The following is a 20837-nucleotide window of genomic DNA, read 5'->3' as shown; positions in this document are numbered from 1 at the left end:
GTAACCAATGTCAGAAGCCGGAGCGGGGCAGCTCGCTCCGGCGCTTTGAACCCTTACCTGAAGGAGAAGGGCAATGTCGGAAAAAGTGCTTATTGTAGATGATGAAAAGGACTTTCTGGACGCGTTGGCCGAGCGTATGCGCGCACGTGGCATGGACGTGACTACTGCCACCTCTCCCATTGAAGCATTGGCTTTGGTTGCACGTAAGTCATTTGATGCCATCGTGCTTGATTTTCAGATGCCGGAACTTGACGGGCTGGAAACGCTTAAGCGGATGAAAGAATCCAACGACGATGTGCAGGTGATAGTGCTTACAGGACATGCTACAATTGAGCGCGGCGTAGAAGTGATGAAGCATGGCGCTGCTGACTTTGTGGAGAAATCTTCGGATATCAACAGCCTGACAGAAAAAATTCATGAAGCGAGTGCAAAAAAACTGATTATCGCAGAAGAAAGAACGAGAGAAAAAATTCAGAATATCCTTGAAGAGAAAGGATGGTAGGCTGAGCAGATTTTGTTTGTGACAGGCTGTGTTGTTGTGCCGAAGTAACTGAAACAACGGCACTGCCTGTTGTAAAAATTATCTGCGCTGCCGATTATAAATAATAAAAGCCCCGAGTGAATCGGGGCTTTTTTGTTGTCATGTCAGCGCGCTTACCACGTAAGCCGCATCTTGCAGCCCATGCCCTGAATCTGTTTTTTCAAATCAGGGATGGTGTATTCGCCGTAGTGCACGATGGATGCAATAAGAGCAGCAGAGGCGCCGCCTTTGGTCAGTGCGTCGTACATATGGATGGGATGACCGGCCCCGCCCGATGCAATGACAGGTATCTGCACAGCGTCAGTGATCATGCGGGTAAGGTTCAGTTCATAGCCGTCTTTGGTGCCGTCTGCGTCGATGGAGTTGACGCAGAGTTCGCCTGCTCCCAGAGCTTCAGCGGTCTTGGCCCAGTCCAGAGCATCTATGCCCATGTGCTTGCGCCCGCCGTGAATGACGATTTCATAGCCGGAAGGAATCTGCTCGGTTACTTCAACCTGCTTGACATCCATGCCCAGCACGATGGCCTGCGAGCCGAAACGGGCTGCCCCCTGACTGATGATGTCAGGATTTTTTACCGCACCGGAGTTAACGGAAATTTTTTCCGCACCGGCGTTCAGCGCATCTCGCATGTCATCAACCGTGTTTATGCCGCCGCCCACAGAGAAGGGAATGAAAATGGTCGAGGCCACTTTTTCTACGATATCAAGGAAGATGCCACGCTCTTCATGCGATGCCGTGATGTCGTAAAAGACGATTTCGTCGGCGCCTTGTTCGTAATATTGTCTGGCCGTTTCCACTGGGTCGCCGATATCAACGTTGCCCTTGAATTTGATGCCCTTGGTCAGGCGTCCGTCGCGTACGTCAAGGCAGGGGATGATGCGCTTACTGAGCATTTGCCGCCTCCTTGCAGTATGCGTAAAAATTCTGCAGCAGCTTAAGTCCCGGTCTGCCGCTCTTTTCAGGGTGGAACTGCACAGCCCACAAACCCGGCCCGCCATGAACGGAACAGAATTCCTTGCCGTAGAGAGTGGTGGCTATGGTGTATTCTTCCGGTGGATTGGGGAAGTAGCTATGGACAAAGTAGAACTCGGAGTCATCGGAAATACCTTTGAAAAGTTCGCAGGTTTTTCTGGGAGTAACGCGGTTCCAACCCATATGGGGTACGCGGATGGGTGCCCCTGACTCGTCTTCCAGCGCGGGGTTGAACAGGTGGCATTCTCCGGGAATGATGCCCAGAGTGCGGGTATCGTTTTCCTGACTGTAGTCCAGCATAATCTGGCAGCCCACACAGATGCCCAGAAGAGGCTTGCCGGCCTCTACCTGTTGTTTCAGCACCACATCAAGTCCGGCGGCGGTCAGCTCGTCCATGGCCTGTCCGGCAGCCCCCACACCGGGAAAGATAATGCCTTCCGATGCGGCGATTTCGGCAGGATCGGCCGTAATCGCATTGGGGATCCCGATGTGATTCAGGGCGCGGCGCACGCTTGTCTGGTTGCCGGCCTTGTAATCAAGGATCGCAAGCATGGTTCCCTCCTCTTGCGGGGTTTAGGTATTCGGCAATTATCAGCTTCTGCGCTGAAAGAGCAAGCCTTTCCTGCATACTATAACACCATGTATGAACTTTGGCGGGTATGATAGACTTAGGAGCTTGCGTTTCTGGCCCTTCCGGTTGTATAAAGGCGGAATTGCTGACGGGGCATAGGCTTCGTGTGCATGTTCCTCAACAATCCCAGAAGGATGCCGGAAGGTGTCTTTTCTCGCCTGGTACTGCGGGGCGCGCAGGCTGCATGAGTGCGGACGCAACGTCTGCGTCCAGACACATGTCAGTCAGAACTTTTTGATCTGAAAAGCGCAACCCATTTGCGTTTTTTAGCGTGCATCCGCCTGATGGTGTAACACCTAACCAAGACGACATACAGCGAAGCGAAATGCCAAAGCGGACCGACCTCAAGCGTATTATGGTCATCGGCTCGGGGCCTATTGTCATAGGACAGGCCTGCGAGTTCGATTATTCCGGAACACAGGCCGTAAAGGCTCTTAAGGAAGAAGGTTACGAGGTGGTACTGGTTAACTCCAACCCTGCCACCATCATGACCGACCCCGGCCTTGCCGACCGGACGTACATCGAACCCATTGAACCGGAAACCGTCGCCGCCATCATCCGCAAAGAGCGACCCTGCGCGCTGTTACCCACATTGGGTGGCCAGACCGGTCTGAACACGGCTCTTGCCGTGGCAGAAATGGGCGTGCTGGAAGAGTGCGGCGTAGAACTGATCGGCGCAACCCGCGACGTCATCAACAAGGCTGAAAGCCGCGATCTTTTCCGTCAGGCTATGGCCAACATCGGCCTTAAAGTGCCCGCCAGCGGCATTGCGCGCAACATGGAAGACGTGCGAAAGCTTGGCACTGAAATGCCTTTCCCCCTTATTGTACGTCCTGCCTTTACCATGGGCGGCAGCGGGGGCGGCATTGCCTACAACATGGAAGATCTTGAGGAAATCGCATCGCAGGGCCTTGCCGCCAGCATGCAGAGCGAAATCCTTGTGGAACAGTCCGTACTCGGCTGGAAAGAGTACGAGATGGAAGTAATGCGCGATAAGAACGACAACTGTGTTATCGTGTGCTCCATCGAAAACATCGACCCCATGGGCGTACATACCGGTGACTCCATCACCGTGGCTCCCGCCCAGACGCTGACAGACGTCGAATATCAGATGATGCGTGATGCCTCCATTGCCATCATGCGTGAAATCGGCGTTGAAACCGGCGGCTCCAACGTGCAGTTCGGCATCAACCCTGCCAACGGCGACATGGTGGTTATCGAAATGAACCCCCGTGTGTCCCGCTCTTCGGCACTTGCCTCAAAGGCGACCGGCTTCCCCATCGCCAAGATTGCGGCAAAGCTGGCCGTGGGCTACACGCTGGACGAAATTCCCAACGACATTACGCGCGAAACCATGGCGTCGTTCGAGCCTTCCATCGACTACTGCGTCATCAAGCTGCCGCGCTTTACCTTTGAAAAATTCCCCGGTTCGCGCGACGAACTGAACACAGCCATGAAGAGTGTGGGCGAGGCTATGGCCATCGGCCGTACCTTCAAGGAAGCGCTGCAAAAGGGTCTGCGTTCGCTTGAAGTGGGCGCAACCGGCTTCGGTCACAAGTACCGCGATGCCCTGCCCGAGCGTGAAGACATCATGCCCATGCTGCGCACTCCCAACTCCAAGCGTATCTTCTGGGTGCGCCTTGCCATGCTGGCAGGCTTCACTCTGGATGAACTGTTTGAAATCACGGCCATTGATCCGTGGTTCCTGCGCCAGTTCAAAGACGTGCTGGATATGGAAGCCGAGCTGAAAGACTTTGCTCTGGCAAATGCCATGGTCAAGGAAAACCCCGAGCTCGTGTCGTTGATGCGCCGCGCCAAAGAATACGGGTTCTCCGACCGTCAGCTGGCGGAAATGTGGAAGCAGCCCGAATCCGCCGTGCGCGACCTGCGTAAGTCCATGGGTGTTGTGCCCACGTACTACCTTGTCGATACCTGCGCGGCAGAGTTTGAAGCATATACTCCCTACTACTACTCCACATACGAGACCGGTAAAGAGCTTACCGCGGATGATCGCAAGAAGATCATCATTCTTGGCGGCGGGCCCAACCGTATCGGTCAGGGCATCGAGTTTGACTACTGCTGCTGCCACGCATCCTTTGCGCTGCGTGACATGAATGTGCAGTCCATCATGGTAAACTCAAACCCCGAGACTGTCTCCACCGACTATGACACTTCGGACCGTCTCTACTTTGAGCCGCTGACCTTTGAAGATGTCATGAACATAGTGGAAGCGGAACAGCCTGACGGCGTTATCGTGCAGTTCGGCGGTCAGACTCCGCTGAACCTTGCAGTGCCGCTGATGCGCGCCGGTGTGCCTATTATCGGTACTCACCCCGACTCCATCGACCGTGCCGAAGACCGTGAGCGTTTTCAGGCTCTGATCGAAAAGCTGGACCTGCTGCAACCCGCCAACGGCACCGTTATGTCGCTTGAGGAAGCTCTGGTTGCCAGTGACAAGATCGGCTACCCCGTGGTTGTGCGTCCCAGTTATGTTCTGGGCGGCCGTGCCATGGAAGTGGTGTACGATGCCGAGCAGCTGCGTACCTACTTTGCCAATTATGTGGGTAAAGCTCCTGAGCATCCCATTCTTATTGACAAGTTCCTTGAAAGTGCCACCGAAGTGGACGTGGACGCCCTGTGCGACGGCTGCGACACCTACGTTGCGGGCATTATGGAACATATCGAAGAAGCCGGCATCCACTCCGGCGACTCTGCCTGCGTTATCCCGCCGCACACCCTGCCGGCGAGCATCGTGGAAGAAATCCGCCGCCAGACTATCGCTCTTGCGACAGAACTTCGCGTAGTGGGCCTGATGAATATCCAGTTCGCCGTAAAAGACGGACAGGTATATATCCTTGAAGTGAACCCCCGCGCATCGCGTACCGCTCCGTTTGTTTCCAAAGCAACCGGCGTGCCGCTGCCCCGTCTTGCCACTCAGGTGATGATGGGCAAAACTCTGCGCGAACTTGACCCGTGGAGCATGCGCCGTTCCGGTTACTGCTCGGTCAAGGAATCCGTCTTCCCGTTCAAGCGCTTCCCGGGCGTTGATATTCTGCTCGGACCCGAAATGCGCTCTACCGGTGAAGTTATGGGTATGGGCCGCACCTTTGAGGAAGCCTTTATGAAGGGCCAGATTGCAGGTGGTCAGAAGCTGCCGCAGGAAGGCAAGGTGTTTATCTCCGTAAATGACAGAGACAAACCCTACGTGGTGGAAGTTGCACGCATCTTTGCCGATCTCGGCTTTGAAGTGCTGGCAACCAAGGGCACCTGCAAGCTGCTGGAGGAAAACAACGTCTCCGGCACTCCCGTATACAAAGTATACGAGGGCAGGCCCAACATTGTGGACTTCATCAAGAACGGCGAAGTCTCGCTGGTTGTCAACACGGCTTCCGGCAAGCGCACCGTTCAGGATTCCAAAGACATCCGTCAGGCAACTCTGTTGTACGGTGTGCCTTACAGCACTACGGTTTCCGGCGCACACGCCATTGCCAGTGCCATTGCCGAACAGCGTCGTTGCGGCCTGACGGTAAAAAGTCTGCAGGAATACTATGCGGGCGACACAGATGCGCCTGTTTGCGGGGAAAAATAACACCATGAAACGTGAATACTGCGGCGTCTTCGGCATCTACAACCATGCAGAAGCCGCTCGTATGACCTACTTCGGACTATATGCACTGCAGCACCGTGGTCAGGAAAGCGCCGGTATTGTAACCTGGGACGGAACCACTCTGCGCGAAGAGCGCGGTATGGGACTGGTTCCGGAAGTCTTTAACGAAAGACACCTTTCAACAGAGTTGAAGGGTGACATCGCCATCGGCCATACCCGTTATTCCACCACCGGTGCTTCGCTGCTGCGTAACGCTCAGCCATTCCGTGTCCGCTACAAGGATATGGACATCGCCATCGCCCACAACGGCAATCTGGTGAACACCATGGAACTGCGCTCCAAGCTGGAGGCTCGCGGTTCTATTTTCCAGACGACCAACGACAGCGAAGTGATTGTCCACCTGATTGCAAAGCACCTGAATGGCGGCACCATCGAAGAAGCTGTCATTGCCGCCTGTCGCGAGGCTCGCGGTGCGTATTCGCTGCTTATTCTTGCCAACGATAAAATGATAGCCGTGCGTGACCCGCACGGCTTTCGTCCTTTATTGCTGGGCAAGGTCGGCGAATCGCACGTTTTTGCCAGCGAATCATGCGCCTTTGACCTGCTGGAAGCAGAACTCATCCGCTCGGTTAAACCCGGCGAGATGATCGTTATCGATAAGGGTAAAATACAGAGCTACGATATGGATATGGGCAAAAAATCCCATAACTGCATTTTCGAGCTTGTCTACTTTGCCCGTCCTGACTCCATTGTTTTCGGTGAAAACGTATACTTCTGCCGTAAAGCCATGGGCAAGCACCTTGCGCAGGAAGCTCCGGTGGACGCAGACTTTGTCATGCCGTTCCCTGATTCCGGCGTATACTGTGCTGTCGGCTACGCGCAGGAGTCCGGAGTGCCGTACGAACATGCCATGATCCGTAACCACTACGTGGGGCGTACCTTCATTCAGCCGTCGCAGAGCATGCGTGACTTCAGCGTGCGGGTGAAGATCAACCCCGTAAAGGATATGATCAAGGACAAGCGCATCATCATTGTGGATGACTCCATCGTGCGCGGCACTACCATCCAGACCCGCGTTAAAAAGCTGCGTGAACTGGGTGCGCGTGAAGTTCACTTCCGCGTAAGCTGCCCGCCCATTAAACATCCCTGCTTCTACGGCATCGACTTTGCCTCAAAGGGCGAACTGATTGCAGCGAATCATCCCGTTAAAGAGATCGAACGCTTTATCGGTCTGGACAGCCTGCATTACCTTTCCATCGAAGGGCTGCTGAAGTCTGTAGCGAACCCTGATGACTACTGTCTTGCCTGCTTTACCGGCAAGTACCCCATCGAATGCGAAGGAAATCTGAAGTCGTGCCTTGAGTGCGGCTGTTAAAACGATTAATACTATGCATGCGGGTTGCCGTGCCGTAACGGTTGCCCGCATGCGTTTTTTATTTTTATTGCAGAATAAGACCTGTCGTTCTGCCGCTGAAAAGCCCGAAAGGTGAAAACACCATGACTCAGGATGCAAAATGCCCCCGCCGTACGGATTGGGTTCCGCTGGCGCGCGAGGTTCTGGATATTGAAATAGAAGGTATTGCCGCCATGCGCGACCGTCTGAACGGCGGCTTTGTAGAAGCACTGACCCTGATGGCGGATTGTACCGGCCGTGTCGTTATCACCGGCCTTGGAAAATCCGGCCTTGTGGGACGCAAACTGGCATCGACTCTGTCGTCCACCGGCACTCCCTCTTTCTTTTTGCATCCCGTGGAAGGCGCTCATGGCGACATGGGCATGATCCGCAGCGATGACGTTGTCGTGGCTATTTCCAACTCCGGCGAAACGGACGAACTGAATGCTATTCTGCCCACGTTGCGCAGTCTCGGGGCTTCTATCATCGCCATGACCGGCAAGGCGGAATCCACGCTGGGGAAAAGCGCTGACGTGGTGCTGGATACTGGTGTCGCCCGAGAAGCCTGCCCGCTGAATCTTGCGCCTACAGCCTCGACCACGGCTGTGCTTGCTATGGGTGACGCGCTTGCCGTGTGCCTTATTCACTGGAAGTCATTCACTGAAGATGATTTTCTGCGCTACCATCCCGGTGGTTCACTTGGGCAGCGTCTTTCCATGCGTGTGGAAACGCTGATGCATACTGAAAATCTGCCCAGTGTCCGCGAAACCATGCAGGCCGGTGAAGCGTTACGCGTGCTGGATGGTGGACGTCTGGGGACGGTGTTGATTACTGACGGTATCGGACGCCTTTCCGGCATTCTGACCGATGGTGATGTTCGTCGTCTGGTCTGTCGGGACAAAGGAATTGAGATGACGGCCCCTGTCTCCAACATTATGGTGCGCAGACCCATGACCGCGAAAAAAGGGCATTCCGTTGCGCAGCTTATTGACCTGATGGAAGAAAAAGCCATCACCGTACTGCCCATTACCGATGATGAGGGTATGCTTTGCGGCGTGGTGCACCTGCACGACCTGCTGGGCAAAGGCGGCGTTAAATTTTCGCGCTAGCAGCTTGTTGTATTCTTAAATTTGTAGCGGCGTACTTTGGTGCGCCGCTTTTTTTGTAAAAAAAACGTGGCTGCAGGCTGCAAGCTTGTGGTGCCGTTCCTTACTGTTTTTAGAATGAAAACAGAGTGTTTCATCATGTAAGCATGGCGCGACTTAAGCGATATTTCGCAGGATTGGTATGCTGGTTCACGTTCGGAGTAAGCATCTTGTAACCACTCTTTGAACAGTATTACCGCTGTGTATGACTTATTCCGGTATTTTCAGCGCATACTGTAGTGGTTGTTTCGTGGCCTTTTCAGTGTTGATACTGCACGCTGCAAACCAGTTATGAGGCGGTATGGGACAAAAAAACAGCAACGCTGCCTGTGGTCACTGTTGCCGCTTTACGGCTATGCGGCTACCATACCGTACAACCGGAGGGCTTTGATGAGATCAAAGAAAGTAAGCGAAAGCGATACCATAATGACCCACCGCGGTCTGCCGCAGGATGCAAACCCTGCGGGCAATATCCACGGCGGTACAATTTTAAAGCATATCGACCTTGCCGGAGCTGTGGCGGCAATGCGCCATGCCAGAGGCAATACGGTGGTGACGGCCTCCATTGACAGGATGGAGTTTAAAGCCGCGGTGCGTGTGGGAGAACTGATGGTGCTTAAGTCCAGTGTGAATATGGTCAGCAATACATCTATGGAAGTGGGGGTGCGCGTGGAGGCGGAAAATCTGCTGACTGGTGAAATCCGCCATGCGGCATCCGCGTATCTGACTTTTGTCGCTATGGATGAAAATCGTAAGCCCACCAAAGTGCCGGAACTTGAGCTGGAAACGGACGACCACCACCGCAGGCACCGCGAAGCCATGATGCGCCGTGAGATGCGCCGCGAAGAACGCCGACGGGAGAAACTGTCGCAGGAAGGGCGTTCTCAGGTGGGCAATCAGGGCGTCAAAGAACTTTATTAAGGTTGTTCAGCCTGACCGGGCGCTTGTCTGGTCAGGCTTTTTTAGTGTTTTTTGCATCTGCGGGTGAACGGTGCAGGACGGTATAAGACTACTGGTCTCTGTCCGGCTGTGATGTCGGGATACTCAAGGGGCTCGCTGGTAATGCGGCACCGCCGGAAGGGTTTGGGCAGGTTTAAGAATACGCTGAGATTCGTATATTTGGAATTCGTATACGTTGCCGGTGTATCAGGTATACAGATGGAACCTGCATCATTTTTGGGCCTGTTTTGCCGTAGGGTGTGATGCCGGTAATCTGAGGTTGTGCAGGTCTGCCGGTGCTGCCTGTTGTCAGGCTGAGTGCCGGACTGCCTTGTCTGCCTGACTTTTTGTATAGTCATGCGGAACGATTTTTGCTTTTTATTGCCGGATGTCAGGATGCTGACGTTGTTCAGCGTTTTTTATATTTTGTAACGTGGCGCAATGAGCACGATACAGGAGGAAGTCACCATTATGCAGACGCAACAAACCAGCGATGCGGGAGCGGATTTTTACTGCTTTCAGCATGTGAATAACGGCTACACCGAGCCGGGACTTGCCATGCATATGGGCGACCAGTTGCTGCGGGATCTACAGGCACATCCTCCTGCCGCGGCTGCAAGGCGACTTACGCTTGCGTCGGGGCTGCTGCGCCAGGCGTTATTGCTGAACCCCTTTGATGCGGCCTTGCGCGGGGTGGTGCAGGCGATGGTCGGCGCTCAGCCCTGCTCTGCAGTATATAAGCAGTGGTTTACCGCTGCAGAAAAAATTCTTGCACCGGTACCGGATGTTTTCATGGGTGATGTGCTGGAACAAGTCGCTGCACTGCAGAAAAATGATGAAAAGCTGCTTGATGGTGCATTGCATGGCGACTCGCTGGCGTATCGATTTACCTGCATCGGGGTGTTGTGGGAAATCGGGCGCGGCGACTATTTTATGCAAGCTGTAGAAGCCTTTTTACAGACGGATGCCGGATCGCTGGTTGCTCCGTACTTTGCGTGGGGGGCACTGCGTATGGGGCATGCGGATGCGTGCCGGAAATTGTTGAACAAGGCCATTGTCAGCCCCATGTCATTGCATCTGCGCGCAGAGCTTGCCTTGCGTGAAGGGAAAACAGAAAAAGGCCTTGCGCTGCTGGGCCATGCGCTGGAAGCAGAGCCTGTGTTGCTGTTTATCCTGTACAGAATGTACGAGGTGCTTCAGCCTGCCGTTCCTGCACGCCTTGAGGATGTGCGGGGCGCAAATGATGTGAGCGTTGTTTTTTATACGTGGAATAAGTTTGATGTCACTCTGGAGACATTACAAAGCCTTGTGCGTTCTGACATAGGCGGAGCAGCCATTACGCTGCTGAACAACGGTTCCGATGCGTTTGCTGCACAGGATTTTGAACGGGCGGCGCGGGATATCGCGCAGGGGCGGGATATTGAAATCATTCACCTGCCCGTGAATGTAGGCGCGCCTGCTGCGCGTAACTGGCTGTGGGAGCTGCCGCATGTGCGACGTAGCGACTATGTGGCGTATCTTGATGATGATGTCCTTTTGCCGGAAGGCTGGCTTCGTTCGTATCTGCAGACAAAAAAAGAATTTCCGCAGGCAACGGTTGTCGGCCCCAAGGTGGTTAACCCCGGTGAGTTGCCTTCAGTTCAGTATGTTCCCCGCTTTTTTTCGCAAGTCGGCGACAGGCTGATACGTTTTACCAATAATGCTCCGCTCTTTTGGGATATGGGGCAATATGATTACCGCCGTCCTTGTCTTTCTGTGATGGGATGTTGTCACCTCTTCGACAGAGCCGCTTGTGACAGTCTGGGAGTGCCGCCTTTTGATGTGCGGTTTTCACCTTCGCAGGTGGACGATCTGGAGCATGATATTCAGGTTTGGATGTGCGGCGGGCAGGTATTGTACGACGGCAGAACAACGGTGGTGCACCGTCAGGATTCAGGGCGTAAAGCTCCGCTTTCCGAAGCTGCATGGGGGCACGTATGGGGCAATCATATGAAAATGGAAGCTAAAATTTCCGGCAGCGAGTTGAAGCGGGTAGATGCCGCAGTGCGCGATTCGGACAAGGCGCATTTTGAAAACGTGCTGCATGCAGTTGTGCCACATCTTTCCGATGAAGCAAAAAAAGCCGTTATGCAATTGTGCGGAGCGATATTCCGGTAGCTGTTCTGAGGCATTAGCTGTTGTTGTAATTAACGAAGAATGCGTACGCATCTGTTCAGGTGCGTACGCGTTTTTTCGTGCACAGGTACAGATGCATGGAGGAGCTTTGCAACGGTATATCAGGAACTGTTCTTGTGTTTCCTTGCGAAAGGGTCTAAAAGCACACGATTTTGATTGAAAAATCTAATGAAGCAATAGCACTGAATCGAAGAACGGGGATACACACGGAGGTTGGGACTACTCATCATTATTTACAAGTAATCGAGGTATTCAGTGCGACAGGCTTTCATTTCCTGCTGTCTTGCCATTTTTGGTTTTCTTCTGTGCATTCCTTATTCGGCAGAAGCTGCCGGATTTGCCATGTATGAATTCAGCGCCCGCGGTAACGCATTGGGCGGCGCTATGGTTGCGCGCGACGCCAGCCCTTCTTCCATCGCTTTTAACCCTGCTCTTATCACCCAGCTGGAAGGCACCCAGCTTGCCTTTGGTATGACCGTGGTTGATCCTCAGGCTTCCGTAGAAGTTAAAGGACACGGCGTAACCGACACCAAAGATAACTACTGGGCCATTCCTCATGCCTACGCCACGCGGCAGATCAATGACAATCTGTACGTGGGGGTCGGTATGTTCTCCCGCTTTGGTCTGGGTAATGAATACCCCAAAGACTGGTTTGGTAAGGACCAGCTTTACTACGTGGGCATCCAGTCCCTTTCTGTGAACCCTGTGATGGGTCTGAAACTTTCTGATCAGCTTTCTGTGGCTTTTGGTATTGAGGCCATGTGGTTTGATTATGAGCAGAAGAACATTGTGGATGCGGGTGGTTTCGGCCGTCTGGATGGTCGTGTGCATGGTGAAAGCGTGGGCTACGGCGTCAACCTTGGCGTACATTATCAGCCTGTAAAGTGGCTGGCGCTGGGCGCAAGCTGGCGGTCAGAAATTAAGCAAAACCTGAAAGGCAACGGGTATTTCAGCGGCACGGGGATGTTTGCCGGATACTCAGATACGGATGCCCGGGGCAGTGTGAACCTGCCTGATATGCTGTCTCTCGGTATCTGCTTTATGCCTACCGACAGGTTGAGCATTGAGGTGGGCGCGGTGCGCACCGGCTGGACAAGCTACGACAAGCTTGCCATTGACTTTAATAACCCTGCTGTAGCTTCGACCAACAAAATTACAGAATGGAAAGACGTATGGCGGTACAACATTGGTGTTGAATACGCCCTGAACGACATGTTTGATCTGCGTGCAGGCTATGTTTACGACAACTCTCCGCTGAACGAAAATTATCTGGATTACCTTGTGCCTGCTAATGACAGGCACCTTATCAGCGGTGGTGTGGGTATTCATCAGGGGCCGTGGACTCTGGACCTGAGTTATACGTATCTTATGATTAAAGAACGCACCGGAAACGTGAACACCAGAATAGGCGGCGACAACCGTGTCCGCTTCCATGACGGCAATGCGCATCTTGTCGGCATGACGCTGGGCTATAAGTTTTAGGCTGCCGGATAAAAACAGCCTGTACGCGGCGCGCGGGGAAACCTGTGTGCCGCTTTTATTTTCAGCGGGCAACAGGTAGGCAACAGGCAAGTATCTTTCATGCGGATTGTGGGGTGGTTACAGGTTGATTGGAGAGGTGGTAGCCGGGGGCTTCATCTGGAGGCATAGAAGCGATGTTTATGTATGTTCAAGTGATTATCGTATAAAATGAGAGCGGATGATAAAATCCAGTTCTCCGGAAGCACGCAATCTGCGCAGATGGAGGTCAAACTGTTTAAGAAAAGCTTTATTGAACGATTCGTCTCTGGCTGCAGTGGTGGCCAGAAATCCATATTCGGAACTTATCTTTGCACCGAACTGCAGAAGAGAAGCGTCTGCACCTATCTGTTGCAAATAGAAGACAATGGCTTTGCTGTCGTTGATGTAGCAATCCACACGACCGTGTAACACCTTTTTCAGGTTCACCAGACCGTTTCTGGCCTCTTCGTACTTCATGCCATGCAATCCGGGAACGGCGAAGCCGTAGTTTATCCCGTGCGAGAGATCTCGATAATCGTCGGGCCAGTTGTTTCTTGGTGAGTCGGCAAAGACGTCCTTTTTGCACACTACGGAATAGTCTTCCTTTAAGATGGGTTCCGAGTAGTGCGGCAACCAGGGCCTGCTGGCGGGTCTGAAATACGGGGGGAAGATGGCAAAAACTTCTTTTTGCTCTGCCAGAGCCAGAGCTCTTTTCCATGGCCTTACTATTATCTTTACGTCATACCCTTCCATGTTTTTCAGGATGCTGTTTAATATATCGACATAAATGCCTGCAGGCTTGCCGTTTTCAATATATGAGTATGGCGGGTAACCGTCATCACCGCAGATAATCAGCTCCTGCGCCCTGCTTTGTGCAGGAGACCATAGTACGCAGCAGAGACATGCCCAAATCAGGAACACAGAAGTGAGCGGCACGTACCGGTGCTGTGCCTGTGGCGGGTGACTGTGCATGAGGGGGAGTTACCTGATTATACTGTTATGAAAAACTAGAGTGAAAACAAGCTGCAACAACGGCGCACGCTGGCTGCCGGAGATGTTACCGGAAAGGCAAGCGGATGCAGAAGCCGATAGTTAATGTGCACAATGCTGTTCAAGGCGAGCCTGTGACTTCAGAGTTCCCACTGGAGTTCAGACATGAGATTGTCCGTTATTGCAGGTTCTTGCCATTATAACGGGCGGAATGATTATGAATATGCGTGTAATGTTTGAATATGCGGGCAAACAAATACACCCCGATGTTATGGCATCGGGGTGTGTTTGTGAGGCGGCACATCATACCGGCGGAGATGTTGAGGATACGGGAAAAACCGGTATGCGGGCCTAGCTATGTAATGGCGCGTAAGCGCCTTGGGTTGTGAATCTTCGCTAATCAGCCGGCTAAGCCGAAAGTGACAGAGCGTGGTTTGCCAGTGAAATCGCTATGCCCCACATGGTCAGACAGACAAAGCCGTCCAGCATGCGCCATGTGTGCGGGCGTTTAAACAGTGGCGCCAGCAGGCGTGCACCGAATGCCAGCGAAAAGAACCAGACAAACGATGCGCTTAGTGCTCCGGCGCCGAAAATAAACCGCTCACTTTCCGGATACTGCCCGCTGATGCCGCCCAGCAGAACGACTGTGTCAAGCCAGGCATGAGGGTTGAGCAGCGAAACGGCTATGGTGGTTGCTGCCACCACTCGCAGGCTGTCAGAGCCGCGCTTGTCGGCCTCCAGCGTGCCGCCCTTTATTGCAGAGCGAAACGCCCCGAGACCATATCAGCTTAAAAAGGCCACACCGGCCCATGCAGTTGCCGCAGTCAGAGCATTATTAGATGAAACAAAAGCTCCTACGCCGGAAAGTCCCAGCGAGATGAGCAACACATCACACAGCGAACACAGCAGGGCTACAGCCAGAACATGCTTGCCGCGGATTCCCTGCGACAGGATAAAGGCGTTCTGGGCGCCGATGGCTATAATTAGGCCGGCGCAGATGCCGAACCCCTGAAAGAACACGAGAGGATCCATATCTGATTTCCTTTTGTGCTCTGCTGCGAAAAGGGAAATAGCCCGTAGCTGGAAAGAAGTGAAATTACTATTTTATATGCTACATAAGTTTTGCTAATGTTCGTCATGCTTGAATACAGATTGATAGAAGCGCTGGCGATGGTTGCTCGTGAAGGCGGGTTTGAGAAAGCAGCCAGAGTGCTGCACGTAACACAGTCTGCGGTGTCGCAACGCATCCGCCAACTGGAAACAGCCGCCGGAACGGCGCTGGTCACACGGGCGGCACCTGTGCGTCCTACAGAAGCAGGGCGCAGATTACTGCGTCATTACCATCAGGTTGCCATGCTGGAGGCTGACCTTGAGCGGGATATGGCTGCGCGCTTCAGTGCGGAGCTCTCCGCAGAGGGGAGCAGCGCCCCGCGACGCCCTGCATACAGGCAGCTGAGCGTTGCCGTAAATGCAGACAGTCTTGCGACGTGGTTTCTGGGTGCGGTTGATGCTGTGGCAGGGCAGGAACACTTGCTGCTGGACGTACTGGTGGATGATCAGGACAGAACGCACGACCTGCTGCGTAACGGTGAAGTGGTAGGCTGTGTCAGCACACGGTCTGCACCGTTTCACGGGTGTAGCGTGCAGTATCTGGGCTGTATGGAATATCTGGTGTGTGCCGCGCCGGATTTTACATCCGAACATGCCCTGATGGATGACGGGAGGCCTGCCTCTGCAACCGCGCTGCTGGAGGCTCCTGCCGTATTATACAACCGTGTGGACGGAGTGCACGACACCATGTTGCAACAGCTCTATGGAGTCGCGCCGGAAGCTCCGTACCCGCGCCATTATGTGCCATCGTCAGAGGCTTTTGTGAACATGGTTGCAGCAGGGTTCGGCTGGGGATGCATTCCGCATCTGCAGGCTGACCCACTTATAGAATCCGGCGAACTGGTAAATCTGGCAGAAGGCTGGGCATTGCCTGTAGCGCTTTACTGGCACTGGTGGGATTTGGGTACAGAGCTTTTCAAGCGCATGGCCAGCGTTTTAACTGACCATGCGGCAATGGTGCTGCGGTAAGCTGCGGAAACCCGTTGAACATGACTGAGGCGTGCAGTTTCTGGCGAAGGACTTTGCTGAAAAGTCTGTCGGGTACGGCGCGGGTCAGCATGATGAAACTACCCGTAAAATGGCTGCTTTCGTACTGAGGCTTGCCGTACTGAGAAGCTTTTTGTTGCTCAGAGTTTATTCGGTTACAGCAGGCTGCTACGACAGTGTCGGACGGTTCGGGCTACTGTTTGGATAAATCCAGTTTTGCACCGGCCTCGGTGAACAGCTTTGACGTGCAGACCGGTTGCCAGTCTGTCATGCAGTCCAGCAGGCTGACGGGTGACTCTTCTACCAGCAGAATGGAGCGGTGTTCATCTTTCAGAAAGCGTTCCTGTGCCATGTGGCGGGTAAAAGCCACAAGGCCGTCAAAGTAGCCGCTTATGTTCAAAAGACCTACCGGTCGTTTGTGAAAGCCCAACTGTGCCCAGGTGAACATTTCAAAAATTTCTTCCATGGTGCCTATGCCGCCTGGCAGCGCGATGAAGGCATCTGACAGTTCAAACATCATCTGCTTACGCTGATGCATGGTATCCACAACATGACGCTCCGTCAGGCCGGTATGCCCTACACGGTTTGCAAAGGCTGAAGGTATAACCCCTACAGCCTCGCCGCCGTTTTCCAGCGCCCCGTCAGCAACTGCACCCATCAGGCCTGTTGCCGAGCCGCCATATATCAACCGTAACCCTTTGGCGGCCAAAGTTCTGCCCAGTTCATGGGCTGCCTGCATGTATTCAGGCCGCAGGCCGGGGTTGGCACCGCAATATACACATACGCTTCTAATTGTCATGAGATTCTCCTGCGGAGCTGTTATGCCCGCCACAGGCTGTGCTAGCGGCACAGGGCGGTTGCGTCAAGCAATGTGCCTTGCAGGGGGCGGCAGCGCAAAAAGAACTTTTGATAATGAGAAGGGATATAAAATTCTTGTCCTTGACTCATGATGAAGAATGAATATAGTTGCGCTACGCAACTAATTGTGTGTATCCTGAACGCACATACAAAAAAGGTAGCAATTTATGAAAGTTACAGAAGAAGATTGCCGGTGTGCAGCAAAAGCCGGATGTGATGCGCCTTTGGAAGTGATAACTCCGAGACGGATAAGAAAAGTTTCGCGGAAGTTGGCACGCGAATGGAAAATGTTGTCCAACTGCGCGGAGCCGCATGGGCTGACCATTTCCGAGGCGCATGCATTGATAGAACTGGAAGAACGAGGGCCGCTGGCTGTGCAGGCTATGGCAGACCTGTTGCTTGTAGATAAATCAAATGCCAGCAGGGCGCTTCAGTCGCTGGCAGGGCAAGGCTTTGTGCAGTTTGAACAAAGCAGCACAGATGGTCGGGCCAAGCTTGCCGTGCTGACTGATGCAGGCCATAAGCGCGTCGGCCAGTTGCATGATCATATCGACGCGCAGGTTACGGGCGGGCTTACGTTGCTGGCGGCGCATGAGCAGCAAAAAGTTCTGGATGGCCTTGCAACCTACGCCAGAGCGCTACGTTACAGCAGACTGCAGGAAGGATTCTCCCTGCGTCCGGCAACGCCTCAGGATAACGAAGCAATTGCAGAGATTATCCGCAGTGTCTCGGAAGAGTACGGTCTGACAGCAGAAGCTGGATATGCCGTTGGTGATGCCTCTGTGGATAACATGTATGCGGCGTATGATTGTAACGGTGCGCAATACTGGGTTGTGGAGCATAAGGGCCGCGTTGTAGGTGGCGGCGGCATTGCCCCGCTGGCAGGAGGCGGGGGTACCGTGGGCGAGTTGCAGAAGATGTATTTTATGCCGGAATGTCGTGGCAGAGGGCTGGGCAGACGGCTGGTGCTGGGGGCCATGGAGTACGCACGCAGCTACGGCTATACCACCTGCTATCTGGAAACAACAGGCGTTCTGAAGGAAGCGATTGCCCTGTACGAAAAGCTTGGTTTTATACGCCTTGAAAAGCCGTTGGGTTCTAACGGACACTGCGTGTGCGAAGCCCGTTATGTGTATCCGTTGACAGATGCGGCGTTGCATGTAGCGCCTCCGGACGCTTCGGAAGATTTACCGCAGCAGGCTCCGGTGGCAGGAACAGGATGCTGCTGTTCGTAACTTGCAGGAGAAGGAAGCGACAATGCAGATGAGCTTTTGTCCGAGATTACCTGCTCTTGAAGATGCCCCTGCGTTGTTTCTGTTGTGCCCTGCCTTTAGATGAAGCTGTTTTCGCGAATGAAAACCCCCTGCACGGATGTTGTGCAGGGGGTTTTTGCATACAGCTTATCGTGCAGCGTAAAGGAACTGCTTTTACCACACTATTCGCGCCAGCGTTTGCCGATGGTTCTTATAAGTCGTGCGGATGCGTCCGGTCCCCATGACCCTGCGGGGTAATGGAGCAGCGGCGAAGCTTCAGGCGTATCACGCCACGTTTCCAGTATGGGAGTAATCAGTTGCCATGCGGCTTCCACGCCTTCGCGGCTCCAGAACAGCGTTCTGTCGCCCAGCATACAGTCAAGCAGCAGGCGCTCGTAAGCATCGGGCGGATTGATGCCGAAAATTTCATGGTACTTGAATGCAAGTGTCATGGTGGACATGCACGACTTCGGTCCGGGTTGCTTGGCCTGAATATGCAGATCAATGCCTTCCTCCGGCTGAATTTTAAGTATCAGTACGTTGGCGGGCATCTCTGCCTTGGAGTGCATACCGAACATGGAGTGCGGAACACGGCGGAAGGTGACGGCAATTTCGCTTACCTTGCGGGGCATCCGCTTGCCGCTGCGCAGAAAAAACGGCACGCCCTGCCACCGCCAGTTGTCAATGAACAGCTTTGCCGCAACATACGTTTCCGTGCTGCTGCGGGGGGCAATGCCCGGCTCGTCGAGATACGCCTTAAGCGGACTGCCGTCGGCTTTTATGCCTGCCCCGTACTGGGCGCGGACAACGGACGAGCATATCTCATCCTTTGACCACGGCCTGATGGAATGCAGCAGTTTTACCCGCTCGTCGCGTACCCGTTCAGAATCAAAGCTGGTGGGCGGCTCCATGGCTACAAGGGCAAGCATCTGCATCATATGGTTCTGGAACATGTCGCGCAGGCAACCGGCGTTGTCATAGTATGCACTGCGATGCTCCACCCCCAGCGATTCCGCTACGGTAATCTGAACGTGGTCAATGTAGCTGCGGTTCCATAGTGGCTCAAAGATGGCGTTGGCAAAGCGGAACATTAAAATGGACTGGACAGTCTCCTTGCCAAGGTAATGGTCCATCCGGAAAATCTGTTCCTGACGCAGCATGGAGCACAGAGTGTCGTCCAGCTTCAGCGCGGACGCAAGGTCGTGCCCGAAGGGTTTTTCAAACACAACGCGACGCCAGGGGTGGCCGTCGTCGCCCTCCTTGGTCAATCCCGCATTATACAGATGGCGCACCGTAACAGCGTGCAACTGCGGAGGCAGCGCAAGGTAGAACAGCAGGTTGTCCGCCGCGTGATAGTCAAGCGCGCATTCCGAGGAGCAGAGCGCAAGGTCGGCATACGCTTCGGGGTCGTCATATTCGCCATGTGTATAGCGACATAAAGCCAGAAATTCGTCCAGCTCTTCCACCCCTTCAGGGTGGGCGGAAAGGATACAGTCGCGCACGCGGGTGCGGAATTCTTCATCGGTCATAGGGGTGCGGGCAAAGCCCAGCACAAAAAAACGTTCCGGCAGCAAGTTGCGGCGGTAAAGGCCGAACAGGGCAGGCAGCAGCTTGCGCGCAACCAGATCGCCTGATGCGCCGAAGATGACAATGCCGCACGGCTCCGGCGGTGTCTCTTCGCACATGGCTTTACCGATAGTTACATGGGTGTCCGCCGAAGTCATTTGCGGCCCTCCGAACCGTCTCCGGCAGCTTTTATAGCGTGTCCGCCGAACTCGTTGCGCAGGGCCGCCAGTACCTTGTTGGAAAAAAGATCATCCTGACGCGATTCGAACCGTCGGAACAGGGCCTGTGCCAGCACAGGTACGGGAACGGCATGATGAACGGAATCGAGCACCGTCCAGCGGCCTTCGCCGGAATCTTCCACGTAGCCTTTTAATGAAGAAAGATCCGCGTCTTTCTGCAGCGCGGAATCAAGGAGCTCCAGAAGCCAGGAGCGTACAACGCTGCCCCTGTTCCACAAGGCGGCAATGGCCTGCAGGTCAAGATTTTCAAAGGGCCCGTTGCGCATCAGGTCAAAGCCTTCGCCGTAGGCTTCCATCATTGCGTATTCAATGCCGTTGTGCACCATTTTAACAAAATGTCCTGTTCCCACAGGGCCGCAGTGAAGCCACCCGTCAGGCGGAGCAAGCGTGTCCAGAGCAGGGGCAACCCGTGCCACATCTTCGGCGTTGCCGCCCACCATGGTACAGTAGCCCTTTTCAAGCCCCCAGATGCCGCCGGATACACCGGCGTCCATATAATGAATCCCGTGTTGCGCCAGCATTTCCGCCTTGGGCGCATCGTCCCGCCAGTAGGCGTTGGCACCGTCTATAATCAGGTCGCCACGATCAAGATGCGGCAGCACTTCTGCAATACGTTCCGTGGTGGCATCTCCGGCGGGCAGCATGAACCATAGCGCCCGCGGGGTACTCATATGCGTTGCAAGGTCGGCAAGGTCGGTAAAACCTGTGGCACCTTCGGCTTGCATCTGCTCGACTTTGTCTTTGCTACGGTTCCACACCACAACATCGTGGCCTCCGTTTAGCAGGCGTCGGGCCATATTCATGCCCATTCTGCCCAGCCCGATGATTGCAATCTGCATGATATTTCTCCGGAGAGGTAAAAAAGTACATGGCAAAAGGAAAGCGGCGGCAACTACGCGTGATGCATGCCCGTTCACCGCAGAGGATAGCT

15 protein-coding genes and 1 pseudogene are annotated in these 20837 nt (G+C 54.0%); 9 read left to right on the top strand and 7 right to left on the bottom strand.

The genetic code is table 11. The features are described 5' to 3' along the window. The first annotated feature begins 73 nt into the window (after positions 1-73). The gene (locus ACK5LI_RS07045; protein ID WP_416947622.1) at positions 74-502 is read left to right on the top strand and encodes a response regulator; all 429 of its coding nucleotides are present in this window, start codon (positions 74-76) and stop codon (positions 500-502) included. Positions 503-654: 152 nt separating this feature from the next. Here ACK5LI_RS07045 and hisF read toward each other — a convergent pair whose 3' ends face one another. Then, on the bottom strand, positions 655-1434 hold the full coding sequence (hisF, locus tag ACK5LI_RS07040; RefSeq protein ID WP_416947620.1) for an imidazole glycerol phosphate synthase subunit HisF: 780 nt from the start codon (positions 1432-1434) through the stop codon (positions 655-657). Next, positions 1424-2065, bottom strand: coding sequence for an imidazole glycerol phosphate synthase subunit HisH (gene hisH / locus ACK5LI_RS07035; protein WP_416947618.1), 642 nt, complete (start codon positions 2063-2065; stop codon positions 1424-1426). Before hisH ends, hisF begins: the two co-directional genes overlap by 11 nt. A 404-nt stretch (positions 2066-2469) precedes the next feature. On the opposite strand from hisH, the gene carB reads away from it, so the two are divergent. The 6 genes from carB (at position 2470) to ACK5LI_RS07005 (ending at position 12885) form a co-directional block, all read left to right on the top strand. Further along, entirely contained in the window at positions 2470-5733 is a 3264-nt protein-coding gene (gene carB / locus ACK5LI_RS07030) for a carbamoyl-phosphate synthase large subunit (RefSeq protein ID WP_416947616.1), read from the top strand. 4 nt (positions 5734-5737) lie between these two features. After that, positions 5738-7126, top strand: a complete 1389-nt coding sequence (gene purF, locus ACK5LI_RS07025; RefSeq protein ID WP_416947614.1) for an amidophosphoribosyltransferase — start codon at positions 5738-5740, stop codon at positions 7124-7126. A 122-nt stretch (positions 7127-7248) separates the two neighbouring features. Then, a complete protein-coding gene (locus ACK5LI_RS07020) occupies positions 7249-8253 on the top strand; it encodes a KpsF/GutQ family sugar-phosphate isomerase (protein ID WP_416947612.1) in 1005 nt (334 codons plus the stop codon). A gap of 426 nt (positions 8254-8679) precedes the next feature. Next, a complete protein-coding gene (locus ACK5LI_RS07015) occupies positions 8680-9210 on the top strand; it encodes an acyl-CoA thioesterase (protein WP_416947610.1) in 531 nt (176 codons plus the stop codon). 459 nt (positions 9211-9669) lie between these two features. Next, a complete protein-coding gene (locus tag ACK5LI_RS07010; protein WP_416947608.1) occupies positions 9670-11385 on the top strand; it encodes a glycosyltransferase in 1716 nt (571 codons plus the stop codon). Positions 11386-11658: 273 nt separating this feature from the next. Further along, positions 11659-12885, top strand: coding sequence for an OmpP1/FadL family transporter (locus ACK5LI_RS07005; protein ID WP_416947606.1), 1227 nt, complete (start codon positions 11659-11661; stop codon positions 12883-12885). A 195-nt stretch (positions 12886-13080) separates the two neighbouring features. Here ACK5LI_RS07005 and ACK5LI_RS07000 read toward each other — a convergent pair whose 3' ends face one another. Both ACK5LI_RS07000 and ACK5LI_RS06995 read right to left on the bottom strand, forming a co-directional pair. Then, entirely contained in the window at positions 13081-13839 is a 759-nt protein-coding gene (locus tag ACK5LI_RS07000) for a substrate-binding periplasmic protein (RefSeq protein WP_416947604.1), read from the bottom strand. 462 nt (positions 13840-14301) lie between these two features. Then, positions 14302-14925 (bottom strand): annotated as a pseudogene (locus ACK5LI_RS06995) (LysE/ArgO family amino acid transporter). Positions 14926-15021: 96 nt separating this feature from the next. On the opposite strand from ACK5LI_RS06995, the gene ACK5LI_RS06990 reads away from it, so the two are divergent. Continuing rightward, a complete protein-coding gene (locus ACK5LI_RS06990) occupies positions 15022-15972 on the top strand; it encodes a LysR family transcriptional regulator ArgP (RefSeq protein WP_416947602.1) in 951 nt (316 codons plus the stop codon). A gap of 211 nt (positions 15973-16183) precedes the next feature. Here the strand turns inward: ACK5LI_RS06990 and ACK5LI_RS06985 are convergent, their stop codons facing one another. Beyond that, on the bottom strand, positions 16184-16789 hold the full coding sequence (locus ACK5LI_RS06985) for a TIGR00730 family Rossman fold protein (protein ID WP_416947600.1): 606 nt from the start codon (positions 16787-16789) through the stop codon (positions 16184-16186). A 226-nt stretch (positions 16790-17015) separates the two neighbouring features. Between ACK5LI_RS06985 and ACK5LI_RS06980 the strand changes: the two genes are divergently transcribed. Further along, the gene (locus tag ACK5LI_RS06980; RefSeq protein WP_416947598.1) at positions 17016-18083 is read left to right on the top strand and encodes a bifunctional helix-turn-helix transcriptional regulator/GNAT family N-acetyltransferase; all 1068 of its coding nucleotides are present in this window, start codon (positions 17016-17018) and stop codon (positions 18081-18083) included. A gap of 200 nt (positions 18084-18283) precedes the next feature. On the opposite strand, the gene zwf is transcribed toward ACK5LI_RS06980, so the two are convergent. Together zwf and gnd are read right to left on the bottom strand one after the other, a co-directional pair. Next, positions 18284-19825 carry a glucose-6-phosphate dehydrogenase gene (zwf, locus tag ACK5LI_RS06975; RefSeq protein ID WP_416947596.1) on the bottom strand — a complete coding sequence of 514 codons (1542 nt, stop codon included), beginning with the start codon at positions 19823-19825 and terminating at the stop codon, positions 18284-18286. Next, positions 19822-20745 carry a phosphogluconate dehydrogenase (NAD(+)-dependent, decarboxylating) gene (gene gnd, locus ACK5LI_RS06970; protein ID WP_416947594.1) on the bottom strand — a complete coding sequence of 308 codons (924 nt, stop codon included), beginning with the start codon at positions 20743-20745 and terminating at the stop codon, positions 19822-19824. Before gnd ends, zwf begins: the two co-directional genes overlap by 4 nt. Positions 20746-20837 lie beyond the last annotated feature (92 nt).

This window comes from Oleidesulfovibrio sp. (genome assembly GCF_047973035.1).
GTDB lineage: Bacteria > Desulfobacterota > Desulfovibrionia > Desulfovibrionales > Desulfovibrionaceae > Oleidesulfovibrio.
Note: the sequence above shows the minus strand (reverse complement) of the source record. Positions and strands in the feature narration are given on the sequence as shown.

What these genes read in the sequence shown, in the direction of transcription:
- ACK5LI_RS07015 (WP_416947610.1), top strand. Translation starts at nt 8,680, where the DNA reads ATGAGATCAAAGAAAGTAAGCGAAAGCGATACCATAATGACCCACCGC.
- ACK5LI_RS07020 (WP_416947612.1), top strand. Translation starts at nt 7,249, where the DNA reads ATGACTCAGGATGCAAAATGCCCCCGCCGTACGGATTGGGTTCCGCTG.
- ACK5LI_RS07045 (WP_416947622.1), top strand. Translation starts at nt 74, where the DNA reads ATGTCGGAAAAAGTGCTTATTGTAGATGATGAAAAGGACTTTCTGGAC.
- ACK5LI_RS06985 (WP_416947600.1), bottom strand. Translation starts at nt 16,789, where the DNA reads ATGACAATTAGAAGCGTATGTGTATATTGCGGTGCCAACCCCGGCCTG.
- ACK5LI_RS06990 (WP_416947602.1), top strand. Translation starts at nt 15,022, where the DNA reads ATGTTCGTCATGCTTGAATACAGATTGATAGAAGCGCTGGCGATGGTT.
- ACK5LI_RS06980 (WP_416947598.1), top strand. Translation starts at nt 17,016, where the DNA reads ATGAAAGTTACAGAAGAAGATTGCCGGTGTGCAGCAAAAGCCGGATGT.
- zwf (WP_416947596.1), bottom strand. Translation starts at nt 19,825, where the DNA reads ATGACTTCGGCGGACACCCATGTAACTATCGGTAAAGCCATGTGCGAA.
- carB (WP_416947616.1), top strand. Translation starts at nt 2,470, where the DNA reads ATGCCAAAGCGGACCGACCTCAAGCGTATTATGGTCATCGGCTCGGGG.
- hisF (WP_416947620.1), bottom strand. Translation starts at nt 1,434, where the DNA reads ATGCTCAGTAAGCGCATCATCCCCTGCCTTGACGTACGCGACGGACGC.
- ACK5LI_RS07010 (WP_416947608.1), top strand. Translation starts at nt 9,670, where the DNA reads ATGAGCACGATACAGGAGGAAGTCACCATTATGCAGACGCAACAAACC.
- gnd (WP_416947594.1), bottom strand. Translation starts at nt 20,745, where the DNA reads ATGCAGATTGCAATCATCGGGCTGGGCAGAATGGGCATGAATATGGCC.
- purF (WP_416947614.1), top strand. Translation starts at nt 5,738, where the DNA reads ATGAAACGTGAATACTGCGGCGTCTTCGGCATCTACAACCATGCAGAA.
- hisH (WP_416947618.1), bottom strand. Translation starts at nt 2,065, where the DNA reads ATGCTTGCGATCCTTGATTACAAGGCCGGCAACCAGACAAGCGTGCGC.